The sequence below is a fragment of the Ruegeria sp. O5 genome (assembly GCF_056535105.1).
The window spans coordinates 95,491-109,559 of the sequence record NZ_JBQERN010000002.1 but is presented as its reverse complement, the minus strand read 5'-3'; the positions used below and the strand labels follow the sequence as shown (position 1 = coordinate 109,559).

The 14,069-nt window shown below is 56.9% G+C and carries 12 protein-coding genes; 10 read left to right on the top strand and 2 right to left on the bottom strand.

Features of this window, described 5'->3' with window-relative positions:
• Window positions 1-71 precede the first annotated feature (71 nt).
• Window positions 72-2,789: a preprotein translocase subunit SecA gene (gene secA / locus ACR0M3_RS05080; RefSeq protein ID WP_480909887.1), complete on the bottom strand. Its 2,718-nt coding sequence runs from the start codon at window positions 2,787-2,789 to the stop codon at window positions 72-74.
• A gap of 177 nt (window positions 2,790-2,966) precedes the next feature.
• On the opposite strand from secA, the gene ACR0M3_RS05075 reads away from it, so the two are divergent.
• The 4 genes from ACR0M3_RS05075 (at window position 2,967) to ACR0M3_RS05060 (ending at window position 6,143) form a co-directional block, all read left to right on the top strand.
• A complete protein-coding gene (locus ACR0M3_RS05075; protein ID WP_480909886.1) occupies window positions 2,967-3,815 on the top strand; it encodes a peptidylprolyl isomerase in 849 nt (282 codons plus the stop codon).
• 5 nt (window positions 3,816-3,820) lie between these two features.
• The gene (gene argJ / locus ACR0M3_RS05070) at window positions 3,821-5,047 is read left to right on the top strand and encodes a bifunctional glutamate N-acetyltransferase/amino-acid acetyltransferase ArgJ (protein WP_480909885.1); all 1,227 of its coding nucleotides are present in this window, start codon (window positions 3,821-3,823) and stop codon (window positions 5,045-5,047) included.
• Entirely contained in the window at window positions 5,044-5,442 is a 399-nt protein-coding gene (gene mutT, locus ACR0M3_RS05065) for an 8-oxo-dGTP diphosphatase MutT (protein ID WP_209506934.1), read from the top strand. Before argJ ends, mutT begins: the two co-directional genes overlap by 4 nt.
• A gap of 110 nt (window positions 5,443-5,552) precedes the next feature.
• Window positions 5,553-6,143 (top strand): hypothetical protein, encoded by a 591-nt coding sequence (locus tag ACR0M3_RS05060; RefSeq protein ID WP_480826511.1) that lies wholly within the window; start codon window positions 5,553-5,555, stop codon window positions 6,141-6,143.
• Between the two features lie 248 nt (window positions 6,144-6,391).
• Here ACR0M3_RS05060 and ACR0M3_RS05055 read toward each other — a convergent pair whose 3' ends face one another.
• Window positions 6,392-7,645, bottom strand: coding sequence for a class I SAM-dependent methyltransferase (locus tag ACR0M3_RS05055; RefSeq protein ID WP_480546051.1), 1,254 nt, complete (start codon window positions 7,643-7,645; stop codon window positions 6,392-6,394).
• A gap of 161 nt (window positions 7,646-7,806) precedes the next feature.
• Between ACR0M3_RS05055 and ACR0M3_RS05050 the strand changes: the two genes are divergently transcribed.
• The 6 genes from ACR0M3_RS05050 to ACR0M3_RS05025 all read left to right on the top strand — a co-directional run bounded on the left by ACR0M3_RS05050 (window position 7,807) and on the right by ACR0M3_RS05025 (window position 14,018).
• Window positions 7,807-9,780, top strand: coding sequence for an AMP-binding protein (locus tag ACR0M3_RS05050; RefSeq protein ID WP_480909884.1), 1,974 nt, complete (start codon window positions 7,807-7,809; stop codon window positions 9,778-9,780).
• Window positions 9,781-10,014: 234 nt separating this feature from the next.
• A complete protein-coding gene (locus ACR0M3_RS05045) occupies window positions 10,015-10,746 on the top strand; it encodes a hypothetical protein (RefSeq protein ID WP_480773069.1) in 732 nt (243 codons plus the stop codon).
• A gap of 99 nt (window positions 10,747-10,845) precedes the next feature.
• Window positions 10,846-11,661, top strand: a complete 816-nt coding sequence (locus ACR0M3_RS05040) for an ABC transporter ATP-binding protein (RefSeq protein WP_480909883.1) — start codon at window positions 10,846-10,848, stop codon at window positions 11,659-11,661.
• A gap of 29 nt (window positions 11,662-11,690) precedes the next feature.
• Window positions 11,691-12,677, top strand: a complete 987-nt coding sequence (locus ACR0M3_RS05035; RefSeq protein ID WP_480559236.1) for a branched-chain amino acid ABC transporter permease — start codon at window positions 11,691-11,693, stop codon at window positions 12,675-12,677.
• A 3-nt stretch (window positions 12,678-12,680) separates the two neighbouring features.
• Window positions 12,681-12,938, top strand: coding sequence for a hypothetical protein (locus ACR0M3_RS05030; protein WP_209506939.1), 258 nt, complete (start codon window positions 12,681-12,683; stop codon window positions 12,936-12,938).
• A gap of 3 nt (window positions 12,939-12,941) precedes the next feature.
• The gene (locus ACR0M3_RS05025) at window positions 12,942-14,018 is read left to right on the top strand and encodes a branched-chain amino acid ABC transporter permease (RefSeq protein ID WP_480482437.1); all 1,077 of its coding nucleotides are present in this window, start codon (window positions 12,942-12,944) and stop codon (window positions 14,016-14,018) included.
• Window positions 14,019-14,069 lie beyond the last annotated feature (51 nt).

Genomic DNA, 14,069 nt, shown 5'->3' with positions numbered 1-14,069 from the left:
GCACTCTCGCCACCAATCACGGCCAATTTGTGGCCGCGAGACGGACTCATTGTGATCAGAGGGTGTTAACGTTAGGTCAATCTGCCGTGGCAGTGTTTGAACTTCTTGCCGGATCCGCAGGGGCACGGGTCGTTTCGCGACGGGTTACCCCAGGTTGACGGATCACTCTCGTCAAACCCCGGCAGCGCATCGCCTGACGCCGCAGCTTCGGCCTTGGCCTCGGCCTGACTCGCGGCCTTGTCCACGGCCTGCTGTGCCTGTGCTTGTTGCGCCGCCATCTGCGCCAGCATTTCCTTTTGCTCTTCTTCGGTCAATGGACGCACGCGCGACAATTGCTGTGTCACGGTTTCCCGCAAACCGTCCAGCATGGATTCGAACAGTTGGAAGCTTTCGTTCTTGTATTCGTTCAGCGGATCGCGCTGGGCATAGCCGCGGAAACCCACGACCGAGCGCAGGTGCTCCAACGTCAGCAGATGCTCGCGCCATTTGCTGTCGATGGTCTGCAACAGAACCTGCTTTTCGATGTTGCGCATGTTTTCGGGACCAAAGGCAACCGCCTTCTGGGCCATCATCTCATCTGCGGCCTTGACCAGGCGCTCGCGCACCTGCTCGTCATCCACACCTTCTTCGGCAGCCCAGTCCTGAACCGGGGCATCGATGGTCAGCTTGTCCTTGATCGCCGCATGCAGACCATCGGTATCCCACTGATCCGCATAGGATTTCGGCGGCATGTATTCGTCAATCAGATCGTCGATCACCTGCTCGCGCATATCCGAGACGATCTCGGACAGGTCATTGGCCGACATGATCTCGCGGCGCTGGCTAAAGATCACCTTGCGCTGATCGTTCATCACGTCATCGAATTTCAGTACGTTCTTGCGCATGTCGAAGTTGCGGCCCTCGACCTTGGACTGCGCGCGTTCCAGCGACTTGTTCACCCAGGGGTGAATGATCGCCTCGCCTTCTTTCATGCCCAGCGTGGTCAGCACCTTGTCCAGCCGTTCCGAGCCAAAGATGCGCATCAGGTCGTCTTCAAGGCTCAGGTAGAACACGGTACGGCCCGGATCGCCCTGACGGCCCGAACGGCCGCGCAGCTGGTTGTCGATGCGGCGGCTTTCATGGCGTTCGGACGCCATAACATAAAGGCCCCCTGCGGCCAGAACCTTTTCTTTTTCTTCCGCGTGGCGTGCTTCTTCTGCGGCGCGCAGGTCTGACGGATCAGCCTCGGGGTTGTCCGCAATCGCTTGCAGCACCTTCATCTCGACATTGCCACCCAGCTGAATGTCGGTGCCGCGACCGGCCATGTTGGTGGCGATGGTCACCGCGCCCAGACGGCCGGCATCGGCAACGATCTGCGCCTCCTGCTCGTGCTGGCGGGCGTTCAGAACATTATGCGCGATGCCTTCCTTGGTTAGCATCTGGCTCAGCAGTTCCGATTTCTCGATCGAAGTCGTGCCCAGCAGGACCGGCTGGCCCGTTTCCTGCGCCTTCTTGGTTTCTTCGATCATCGCGCCGTATTTTTCCATGGCGGTGCGATAGACCTGATCGTCCTCGTCCACACGGGCAATCGGCTTGTTGGTCGGAACCTCGACCACGCCCAGGCCGTAAATCTCGGCAAATTCCTCGGCCTCGGTCAGGGCGGTCCCGGTCATGCCGCCCAGCTTGTCGTAAAGGCGGAAATAGTTCTGGAAGGTCACGCTGGCCAGCGTCACGTTCTCGGGTTGAATCTGCACGTTTTCCTTGGCTTCGATGGCCTGGTGCAGACCCTCGGACAGGCGGCGGCCCGGCATCATGCGGCCGGTAAACTCGTCGATCAGAACGACATTGCCGTCGCGCACGATGTAATCCTTGTCGCGCTGGAACAGCTTGTGCGCGCGCAGACCCTGATTCACGTGATGCACCACGGTCGTGCTTTCCGGGTCATACAGTGAATGGCCTTCGGGAATCAGACCGGCAGCCAACAGTTGTTGCTCCAGAAACTCGTTGCCCTCATCCGTGAAGGTCACGTTGCGGGCCTTTTCGTCCAACGTGTAGTGTTCGTCGGTCAGGCTCGGGATCAGCGCATCGATGGCTGTATACAGGTCCGAGCGGTCCTGTGCCGGGCCCGAGATGATCAGCGGCGTCCGCGCCTCGTCGATCAGGATCGAATCGACCTCGTCCACAATCGCGAAATTGTGGTGTTTCTGGTAAACCTGCTCCAGATCGGCCTTCATGTTGTCGCGCAGATAGTCAAAACCCAGCTCGTTGTTGGTGGCATAGGTGATGTCGCAGGAATAGGCGGCCAGTTTTTCCGCGTCAGGCTGGCCCGACCAGATCACGCCTGTGGTCATGCCTACGGCAGCAAACACCTTGCCCATCCATTCCGCGTCGCGCTTGGCCAGGTATTCGTTCACCGTGACCACATGCACGCCCTTGCCGGTCAGCGCGTTCAGATACGCCGGTAGGGTCGCGACCAGTGTCTTGCCCTCACCCGTCTTCATTTCCGAGATGTTGCCCTGATGCAGGAAAACACCGCCCATCAGCTGCACGTCAAAGGCGCGCAGCCCCAGCGCGCGGCGGGCACCTTCGCGCACGTTGGCAAAGGCTTCGGGCAGCAGATCGTCAAGACTTTCGCCATCCAGCGCGCGTTTGCGCAGGTCTTCTGTCTTGTCGATCAGGCCCTGATCGGACATTTTCTCGAACTCGGGTTCCAACGCGTTGATCTTCTCGATCAGGGGGCGGGTCGCCTTGATCTTGCGGTCGTTCGGTGTTCCGAACACCTTTTTGGCGAGCGTTCCGAGTCCCAGCATGTTCACTCCAGCGGATCTGTTCTTGTCTTGGTTTTTGACAGGCTTGCCCACCTTGCGCGCAACCCATAGATACGGGGGGTGAAAGGCGGCCCTGTCCAAGGCTTCAAAGCGATGTAAGCGGCAGGTTCCAGAGTGTCAACGCTGCGCCCTGCCGCGGCAAGGAAATAGGATGATTCAATGCCCAAAGGCCTCACTTTTCTGCCATCGCTGGCTCTGACCGCCATGATGGCCCTGCCGCTGGCCGCCGAAACCCAGCCGGATGCATCCACCGTGGTGGCGCGTGTGAACGGGGATGAGATCACTTTGGGTCACGTGATCGCAACCGTTGCCGCCCTGCCGCCGCAATACCAGCAGGCCGAAGATGACGTATTGTTCGACTTCGTGCTGGAACAGCTGATCCAGCAGCAACTGCTGGGGCAACAGCAGGATGGGCTGAACAAACTGAACACGCTGCGGCTGAAAAATGAAGAACGCTCCCTTCTGGCGGTTCAGACCGTCACAGCCCTGACCGATAGCGTTGTCACGGACGAGGCCATTCAGGCGGCCTACGACGCGCAGTACAACGATTTCGCGGGTGAAGACGAATTCGATGCCAGCCACATTCTGGTCGAGACCGAAGAACAGGCCAACGACCTCAAGGCGCAGCTTGATGACGGCGCCGATTTCGCCGAGCTCGCGCGCGCGCACTCCACCGGCCCGTCCGGCCCCAATGGCGGTGCTCTGGGCTGGTTCGGCAAGGGCCAGATGGTACCGGAATTCGAAACAGCCGTGGTCGCGCTCGAAAAAGGGCAGGTGTCCGACCCTGTTCAGACGCAGTTTGGCTGGCATGTGGTCAAGTTGAACGACAAGCGCAAAACCGAAGCGCCCGCGCTGGATGCCGTGCGCGAAGAGCTTGCACAGACCGTTCAGCAGGACGCCATTCAGGCGCGCATCGATGAACTGACACAGCAGGCACAGATCGACCGCCCCGCTCTGGAAGGTGCCGGACCCGAAGTCCTGCGCCAGCTGGACCTGATTCAGGAGTAATCCCCGTGGCCAAGATCACCAAGGTTTCGCCGCTGGCGCCAGCGTCCTTCCCTGATTTGCCTGCAATTGACGGTGTGCGGTTCGCCACCGTCGCGGCGGGCGTGCGATATCAGGGCCGCACCGATGTCATGCTGGCCGTGCTGGACCCGGGCACATCTGTGGCCGGGGTCTTTACCCGTTCAGCCACGCGTGCCGCCCCGGTTCTGGATTGTCAGGACAAGATCGGCGGGCCCAGCGATGGCCCGGCGGCGATCCTGGTGAACTCGGGCAATGCCAATGCCTTTACCGGGCATTATGGTCAGACCTCGGTGGCCGAGGTGACGCAGGCCGTCTCGAAGGCGACAGGTGTTCCGGTCGAGCGGGTCTTTACCTCCTCAACCGGCGTGATTGGTGAACCGCTGGCGCATGACCGCATCATTGCCAAGCTTGAAACGCTGAAGGCGGGTCTCAGCCGTCACGCGATCGAAGACGCCGCACGCGCGATCATGACCACGGACACCTTCCCGAAAGGTTCCGTGGCGCAGGTCGAAATTGATGGCAAAACAGTCTCTATTGCGGGTATTTCTAAGGGTTCCGGCATGATTGCGCCCGATATGGCGACCATGCTGGTCTATATCTTCACCGACGCCCGGGTCGAACAATCGGCGTTGCAGGCGATGCTGGGCGCGCAGACAGACCGGACGTTCAACTGCATCACCGTGGACAGCGATACATCCACCTCGGACAGCCTGCTGCTGTGCGCCACCGGCGCTTCGGGTGTGGACGCCACTGGCAACGCGGCCTTCGCCGAGGCGCTGGAAGCTGTGATGCTGGATCTGGCCCAGCAAGTGGTGCGCGATGGCGAAGGCGCCACGAAATTCGTCGAGATCCGCGTGACAGGGGCCGCAACAGACGCTGACGCCAAGATCCATGGCCTTGCCATCGCCAACTCTCCGCTGGTCAAAACCGCCATCGCGGGTGAAGATCCGAACTGGGGCCGTATCGTCATGGCCATCGGTAAATCCGGTGCCGCGGCGGATCGCGACTTGCTGAGCATTTCGTTCGGCGATATCCTTGTGGCCGAAAAAGGCTGGGTCAGCCCCGATTACAGCGAAGACGCAGCCGCCGCTTATATGAAAGGTCAGGATCTGGTCATCGCCGTTGATCTGGGTCTGGGCGCGGGCAAATCCACCGTCTGGACCTGTGATTTGACCCACGGATATATCGAGATCAACGCGGATTACCGCTCGTGAAAACCGTGTTGGTTTCAGCTGTCGCCCTGATCGACATCGAGGGCCGGGTGCTGGTGGCCCAACGCCCCGAGGGTAAATCCATGGCCGGTCTTTGGGAGTTTCCCGGCGGCAAAATCGAGCCCGGCGAAACCCCCGAGGCCGCCCTGATCCGCGAATTGCACGAGGAACTGGGCATCGACACATGGGCCTCGTGCCTCGCCCCTCTGACCTTTGCCAGCCACAGCTATGATGATTTCCACCTGCTGATGCCGCTGTTCGCCTGCCGCAAATGGCAGGGCATCCCGCAGTCGAAAGAGGGGCAGGCGCTGAAATGGGTCCGCGCAAATGACCTGCGCAATTACCCCATGCCGGCCGCGGATGTGCCCCTGATCCCGATCCTGCGGGATTGGTTGTAGGGGCTCAAAAGGCGTCAGGCGCTAACAGCCCGAATTTCGGCTTGGCGGATTTATTTGCCGATTTGTGGTAGTGTTCGAGTGCTTTCTCAATGGTGAAGGAGTACCTCGTTATGATTGCAAGTCGAGTTGGAAAGCTTTGGGGGTCCAGGATTGCTTTGATTTTGGCCTTATTTGTTTTGGCGGTTCATAGTGCCAAAGCAGATGATGCGAAGACTGCGATAACGGTCATGATCGAAGAACAGGCCCGAATTGACCGCTACGTTGAGCTCGATTTTGCACGGCAAGATCTTTTGTTTCACCAGACGAGCACGATCCTGGCCCTATACGGTGATTACAACTCCTACACCAAATCGGACGGCACTCAGGCCAATGGCTCTGACATGACGCGATTCAGAAATCGGGTCACTGAATACGTGCCTGCTGCCATCGTGGATTTCCGCCGAAAGTCCCAAAGAGACAAAACAATTTCAGAGGATGAGGCAAGCAAGGCGGAAGCCGCCGAAGCCTTGATGGAAGAGATGCTTTTGGCCGCAGGTGAAATCATTGAACTTTGCGACGCCAACAAGCCCTATGAGGCAAGTCTCGTTTACCGCGATAAGACAATGCCCTTGAACACGAAACTTTTGGGGTTGCTGTACACGTTGCGCTCAACATCTGTTGGTCGTTTTAAAAAAGCAGCATTAAAAGCTAAGTATCAGTAACCGCGCCAACCTGCCGAAGGTCGAATTCTGTTTGCCGGTCCGGCGTCCCTGCTGCACACAGGACCTGTTTGGTACGGTAAAGCCCAAGGCTACCGGATACCACTTATAGGTCAAAGCTAATCTGGATATCTGTATAATGTAAAAGATGATGCGGCTGCTAAATACAGACGGTCATCGGACGGCGCGGCATTCCCGCACCGTCACAAGAAACCAATAGCGCCAAACGCCAGACGCAAACCGCATTTCTGTCAATGAAGCGGTAGCTTGTCGTGGTTCGGGTTTTTGAACAGCAGCACGCCATCAATTTCGATCTGTGGCCGACCTTCGATCAACCTGTGAATCACGGGGCGGTCCATTTCGAGCGTCCATCCCTTTGTCAGGAAAAACTCCTGCAAAGCGCCTTCAAGATAGCGAGAGTGCGTTCCGATAAACACGCGCTTTACAAGATTTTCTATGCCGTCGAAGTTGCTCTGTACAAAGTCCAGCTCCGAGCCCTGAATATCGATGTGTAGCAGATCGACAGCTTCGCCATTAGACAGGGTTTCAAGCGTATAACAATTCAGCTCTGTATAGTCACCTTTGGCGCGGGATTCGGCCAGAACCTTTTCGTCCGGATAGAAAATCGGCTCTGCGCCCCAGTTTTCGTGCGCCTCTTCGTATTTTGGGAAAAGCGCGATGCCCTCTTTGCTGGCGGCCACCCCATTGACAAGGCGGTACTCACTTGGGTTGAAGCCGTTCAGTTGAAACGTGCGCTCGGCGTTTTCCAGATGAGAGCTGTCACCTTCGATACCGATCAGGTCGACGCTTAACCCTCTCTTTTTGGCGACGAAGCCCATATTATTTAGCCAGCATCCCCAACCGCAACCAAGTTCAATAATCCGGTAAGTACCAGAGGCCTCTTTCACAGACAGAAGTGTTGCCGCCCATTCTGCGATGTCTGCATGCCAATTACCCGGATCGGGAATAGGTTCTACCTTGCCTGCCAGGGGTTCCAGGATGCTGGACATCACGCGTGGTTCAATTCTGACGCCAAGAAAGTTGGTCACCACCCCGTCTGTTGCTTTCGGATTGGGTTCGGCGAACTCACGAATTAGATCCAAAGCTGGAAAATCGCAAACATAGTTGTAAAGAGGGTGCCCGGCACCTGCTTGGTATTCCTGATTTTGCGCTGGAGTATGAGTTTGCGCGCGAAAATGCCGCCTGAAAAATCGCCTGAGTCCCAACCTTCTGTCCTCAAATGAATTGTAAGTCGCCTCACTTTGAATAGATAGCTGGTAATGTCCAGCTATCCGTGGCGAAAAACGGAAGCTGTGGTTGTCGCAGGTTTGTGATTTCAGAGACAATTTTCGCGTCGTTCTGAGATTAATAGATGGCGCAGTTGCTCTCTCTTCTGGTTGTGCCTCTTCGCAATTTTCGTCCTGTTCGTCGAACCCGCATAACAACCTGTGCAGCGCATAACCGTTCAATAGCCCGACATGTTCATATTGTACAAAACGTAACATCACCCCTCTGCACCTGTTACAATTCGTAAGAATTGAGAAAACATCAGGAAAAAGTTGACGCTGATCGTGCGAGTGTTCCAAATCGGGGCACTGGCATCCGGGGGCTTTCCCGGATCCGCCATTTCCGGCTTTGAGGAGGCCGGATGGGGAGGAGAAAAAGATTGGCTCAGACGCAGTCGGGCGCCGAAGGGTTGCACTCCCTTCCGGCGCTTCTACATCGCAACGCGACCCAGTTCGGGGATGCCCCGGCCTATCGGGAAAAAGAATTTGGGATCTGGCAATGCTGGACCTGGGCTGAAGCGGCCAAGGAAATTCGCGCGCTCGCCCTTGGATTTCTTGAAATTGGCGTTGAGCGCGGTGACCACATTGCCGTGATCGGACGCAACCGGCCAGCGCATTACTGGACCATGGTCGCGGCACAGATGGTCGGTGCAATTCCGGTGCCTCTGTATCAGGACGCAGTCGCCGAAGAGATGACCTATGTGATGGAACATTGCGGCGCGAAATACGTCGTCTGCGGTGATCAGGAACAGGTCGACAAGGTCATCGAGATTCAGGAAAAAGTGCACCAGATCAAGCACATCCTCTACACCGACAAGCGGGGGATGCGGAAATACGACCACAGCCAGATGAACGCGCTGGAAGACCTTATGGCCGAAGGTCAGGCAGGACATCAGCGGTTTGATGCAGAGCTGGACAAGCGCATCTCTGAGATCACCTATAACGACACCTGCGTCATGCTCTATACCTCGGGTACAACGGGCAAGCCCAAGGGGGTGGTTCTGTCGAACCGCAACGTGATCGAAAGCGCCAAGAATTCAGCGATCTTCGACCATTTGACCCGCGATGAAGATATCCTTTCCTACCTTCCGATGGCATGGGTCGGGGATTTCATCTTTTCCATCGGTCAGGCCTATTGGTGCGGGTTCTGCGTGAACTGCCCGGAAAGCGCCGACACGATGATGACCGATCTGCGCGAAATCGGGCCGACCTATTTCTTCGCCCCGCCGCGCGTGTTTGAAAGCCAGCTGACCAATGTAATGATCCGGATGGAGGATGCGAGCAAGCTGAAGCAGCGCATGTTCCATCACTTCATGGCGCATGCCAAAAAGGTGGGTGGCAAGTTGCTGGATGGCAAACCCGTCGGCTTTGGCGACCGGATGAAATACGCGCTGGGTAACCTGTTGGTCTATGGGCCGCTCAAGGATACGCTGGGTTATGGCCGGTTCCGGGTTGGCTATACAGCGGGTGAAGCGATCGGACCGGAAATCTTTGATTTCTATAGATCTTTGGGCATCAACCTGAAACAGCTTTATGGCCAGACCGAAGCAACCGTGTTCATCACCGTACAGCCGGATGGCGAGGTTCGGGCCGACACGGTTGGCGTGCCCGCGCCGGATGTCGAGATCAGGATCGACGACAAGGGCGAGATCCATTACCGCTCACCCGGCGTGTTTGTCGAATATTACAACAACCCGGATTCCACGGCATCGACCAAAGATGCCGAAGGCTGGGTGGCAACGGGTGATGCCGGGTTCATCGAGGAAAGCAGCGGCCATCTGCGGATCATCGACCGCGCCAAGGACGTGGGCAAAATGGCCGACGGGTCCATGTTTGCGCCGAAATATGTCGAGAACAAGCTGAAATTCTACCCCGATATTCTCGAGGTCGTTCTGTTCGGAAACGGCAAGGACCGCTGCGTGGCCTTCATCAATATTGACCTGACAGCGGTCGGCAACTGGGCGGAACGTAACAACGTGGCCTATGCCTCCTATCAGGAACTGGCGGGCCATCCGCGTGTGTTAGAGACGATCAAGGCGCATGTGGAAGAGGTCAACAAATCGGTAGCAGCTGATGAAATGCTGTCCGGTTGCCAGGTGCATCGCTTTGTCGTGCTGCACAAGGAACTGGACGCTGATGATGGTGAGATGACGCGCACCCGGAAAGTGCGGCGCGGGTTTGTCGAAGAGAAGTTCCACGACATCATCGCGGCGCTTTATGACGGTTCCGAAAGCGTGTCAACCACGACCGAAGTGACCTATGAAGATGGGCGCAAGGGATCGATCAGCGCGACGCTGAAAATCGTGGATGCGCCAGTTGTACCGGTTGCGCAGCACAAGGTGGCAGCGGAATGATAATGCGTAGTCGGAACTTAATATCCCCGCCGATAGTCTTGAATTCCCCACTCGCCTTTCGCGGTAGTTTGCTTGAAGTTACTGTCTTAAGAGAGAAATTCTTAAGAGGTTTTTGTCAAAGTGCTTCCCCGTGTGATTTTGATCATTGGCCTACTGATGATTGTGAGTTCTCTGGGGCTATTGAGCTTCGGAGTCACATCTCGGCCACCCACTGCGAATTCAAGCAGAGAATTAGTGGTAAGCAAAGCAGAGGAAAGCGAGGCATCGGTTGCCCCGGGCACTGGCGCCGCACAAATTGCGAAACTCAACGCGCGGAACGTTCAGTTATCGTTCAATTCGGAGGGCGAAAACGCTCCTACGCTGATCTTACGCAACAGCCAAACTTCGGAAGTTATCGGAGCTCTTCCAGAATACTATTTGGTCTGGGAAGACCTGATCCGGCGTTGCTGGAAGAGCATCGCGACATCATCTCAGTTCAACAATGTCGGGCTCACGTCAAATTCAGACACCGAACTCGATTACGATGTCCGAGGCTCCCGTCGTCTGTGGTATTCAAAGGACCAGGCATTCGTCGTGAGGGAAGAAGTTTTCGGCGGACAGACGGTCGAGCAGTTGAGGCGAGGCTGCACAGTACTAACCAACCCTCAGGTGTCAATAAACGCAGATGTGGTCAAAAAACTAACAAATCTCTACAATATATGGTGGGACGAAGAACGGTTCGGTGCGAATTCTGTCGAAATTCCTGTTGCTGGAACTCGGAAAAAGGAAGATTTTCGGCACGCCGTTCAAACCAACTTCGGGTCGCGTCGGGGCTGTGCAATGAGAATAGAGTTCGATGGCTGGGTGACAATACTCAATCCCAAGGCTGTGTTTCATTTGGCCGAATCCGGTATCGGAAAGTGCGACCGCCCCTCGTTCGGTTCAGGGAAGATACCGGTGCATCGCTTGCCACAGATCACGAAGTAGTTTTCTCGACCTGCGAAAGGTCCACTTTCCCCGGCGGCCTGAGATTTTCTCGGGATTGTTTCTACGTAATCCGAGCAGTAGCGATCGGAGGATAGGGTAATGAAGGACTCCATAGGATATGTCACCGAAGACGGTCGCAAGATCGGCGGCGTGGTGATGGAGATGAAGAACATCACCCTGCGCTTTGGCGGCGTCGTGGCCATCAAGGATATCTCGTTCGATATTCGCGAGGGTGAGATTCGCGCCATCATCGGGCCGAACGGGGCCGGGAAATCGTCGATGCTGAACGTTATCTCGGGGTTCTATGTCCCGCAGGAGGGCGAGGTCTGGTTCCACGGATCAAAACGCCCGCCCATGCGCCCCTTTGAGGTGGCGCAGCAGGGGATCGCGCGGACGTTCCAGAACATCGCCTTGTTCGAAGGCATGAGTGTTCTGGACAACGTCATGACCGGACGATTGGGTTACATGAAGACCAATATCCTCCAGCAGGCGTGGTGGAAGGGAAAGGCCGAGGCGGAAGAGGTTGAAAACCGTGAGGCGGTCGAGAAGATCATCGATTTCCTTGAAATCCAGCACATCCGCAAGACGCCCGTTGCGCGCTTGCCTTATGGCCTGAAAAAACGCGTCGAACTGGCTCGCGCACTGGCAGCAGAGCCAAAGCTCTTGCTGCTGGATGAACCGATGGCGGGCATGAATGTCGAAGAGAAAGAGGACATGAGCCGCTTTATCCTCGACGTGAATGACGAATTCGGCACCACCATCGCCCTGATCGAACACGATATGGGCGTGGTGATGGACCTGAGCGACCGCGTGGTCGTGATGGATTACGGCAAGAAGATTGGTGACGGTACACCCGACGAGGTGCGCAACAATCAGGAAGTCATCGACGCCTATCTGGGGGTCAGCCATGACTGAGACCAAAGCAGATATCCGGGGAGGCACATATGCCTGAGCAGTTAATCTTTGCCACGGAGGTCATCCTTAACGGTCTGATGGCCGGGGTGCTTTATGCGCTGGTCGCGCTGGGTTTTGTGCTGATCTACAAGGCGTCGGGAATTTTCAATTACGCGCAAGGGGTTATGGCCCTGTTTGCGGCGATGACACTGGTCGGGATTATGAACGGGCAAGTGCCTTTCGCGCATTTGATCAACGCGACCTTCGGCACACATGTCTATAACTTCGGCTGGACCATCCCCGCCCTGCTGGCGATCATCCTGACAATGGGCGTGATGGTTCTGCTGGCCTGGTGTGTGCAGCGCTTTGTCATGCGGCATCTGGTTGGGCAGGAGCCGATCATCCTGTTCATGGCCACGATCGGTCTGGCCTATTTCCTTGAAGGTGTGGCCGACCTGATGTGGGGCTCCGAGATCAAGACGCTGGATGTGGGTCTGCCGCAGGGCATCAACCTGTGGATCGACGAGGTAACCTTTAACATCTTCGGCTATGGCTTCTTCATCGACAACCTCGACATCGTGGCAACCGTGATTGCGGCGCTTCTGGTGGCGGCGCTGGTGGCCTTCAGCCAGTACACAAAGCAGGGGCGGGCCATGCGCGCTGTGGCGGATGACCATCAGGCGGCACTTTCGGTCGGGATCTCGCTCAACTTCATCTGGGTCATGGTCTGGTCGGTGGCCGGGTTCGTGGCGCTGGTCGCGGGGATCATGTGGGGCACCAAATCGGGCGTGCAGTTCTCGCTGTCGCTGATCGCACTCAAGGCGCTGCCGGTGTTGATGCTGGGCGGGTTCACTTCGATCCCCGGTGCCATCGTCGGCGGACTGATCATCGGTGTGGGCGAGAAGCTGTTCGAATTCTCGGTTGGCCCGCTGGTCGGCGGTGCGACCGAGAACTGGTTCGCCTATGTGCTGGCGCTGATCTTCCTGGTGTTTAGACCGCAGGGTCTGTTCGGCGAGAAGATCATCGAGAGGGTGTAACGCATGACCAAGCTGATCGCCATCATCAACGTAATCGCATGGGCGGGGTTCTGGGCCTTTGGCTATATCGCGCTGACCTCGAATGACCTGACTGACAGCCAGTTGACGATTGCCGCGATCCTGGCCTTTGCCGGTCTGATCATGGGTGTTCTGGCCTACCTGAAACTGGTGCGCGCCTCTGAGGCGAGCGGATATGCCAAAGGGTCCAGCCAGCTGGACGCCGCGACCCGAAACCGGGCGCAGGAAGAATGGGGAAAGTAACAGATGTTCTATCGTGAGGCCGGAGATTTCAAAACCTCCTACGTGGATGACAGCCAGACTTTCCCGATCAAGTTCGACCGGTACCGGTACTATGTCGTTCTGGCGGTGGCGTTCGGGATCATTCCGTTCATCATCAACGACTATTGGGCAAACGCCCTGCTGCTGCCCTTTCTGATCTATGCCATCGCGGCGATCGGATTGAACATACTCGTGGGCTATTGCGGGCAGGTCAGCCTTGGTACAGGCGGTTTCATGGCGGTGGGTGCTTATGCCTGCTACAAGTTGATGACCGCATTTCCAGATGTCAGCATGTTCATTCATGTCCTGTTGGCTGGTGGTATCACAGCGATTGTAGGCGTCTTGTTCGGCCTGCCTTCCCTGCGGATCAAGGGGTTCTATCTGGCGGTGGCCACGCTTGCGGCACAGTTCTTTCTGGTCTGGCTCTTCAACCGGGTGCCGTGGTTTTACAACTACTCGGCCTCGGGTCAGATCAACGCGCCCGAGCGTGACGTGTTCGGCATCATCATCTCGGGCCCGAACGCCCCGGCCTGGGCGACCTACCTGTTCTGCCTGATCTTCCTGACCTTCAGCGCGATTATTGCGCGCAACCTGACCCGCGGCACGACCGGGCGGACATGGATGGCGATCCGCGACATGGATATCGCCGCCGAAATCATCGGGGTGAACCCGTTGAAAGCCAAGATAAGCGCTTTCGCTGTCAGCTCGTTCTTTGTGGGCATCGCAGGGGCCTTGTTCTTTGCCGTCTATCTCGGCGCGGTCGAGGTGGGCGAAGCATTCGGCATTCAGAAGTCATTCCTGGTGCTGTTTATGGTGATTATCGGCGGATTAGGCTCGATTTTCGGGTCTTTTGCCGGGGCGGCCTTCCTCGTGCTTCTGCCGGTTCTGCTCAAACTGGTTGGCGTCGATCTTCTGGGTTGGCCGACCGATATCGTTGCCCATCTTCAGCTGGTGATCGTGGGCGCGCTGATCATCATGTTCCTGATCCTGGAACCCCACGGTCTGGCACAGTTGTGGCGCGTGGCGAAAGAGAAACTCAGACTCTGGCCGTTCCCGCATTGAGGGCTGGCCCAATCATAAAGACGGGTGATCAAGCCCGAACTCAATATCGGA

Excerpts from the sequence above, each read along its gene's own strand:
- ACR0M3_RS05060 (WP_480826511.1), top strand. The coding sequence starts at position 5,553 with ATGATTGCAAGTCGAGTTGGAAAGCTTTGGGGGTCCAGGATTGCTTTG.
- ACR0M3_RS05030 (WP_209506939.1), top strand. The coding sequence starts at position 12,681 with ATGACCAAGCTGATCGCCATCATCAACGTAATCGCATGGGCGGGGTTC.
- ACR0M3_RS05055 (WP_480546051.1), bottom strand. The coding sequence starts at position 7,645 with ATGTTACGTTTTGTACAATATGAACATGTCGGGCTATTGAACGGTTAT.
- secA (WP_480909887.1), bottom strand. The coding sequence starts at position 2,789 with ATGCTGGGACTCGGAACGCTCGCCAAAAAGGTGTTCGGAACACCGAAC.
- ACR0M3_RS05075 (WP_480909886.1), top strand. The coding sequence starts at position 2,967 with ATGCCCAAAGGCCTCACTTTTCTGCCATCGCTGGCTCTGACCGCCATG.
- ACR0M3_RS05025 (WP_480482437.1), top strand. The coding sequence starts at position 12,942 with ATGTTCTATCGTGAGGCCGGAGATTTCAAAACCTCCTACGTGGATGAC.
- ACR0M3_RS05035 (WP_480559236.1), top strand. The coding sequence starts at position 11,691 with ATGCCTGAGCAGTTAATCTTTGCCACGGAGGTCATCCTTAACGGTCTG.
- ACR0M3_RS05040 (WP_480909883.1), top strand. The coding sequence starts at position 10,846 with ATGAAGGACTCCATAGGATATGTCACCGAAGACGGTCGCAAGATCGGC.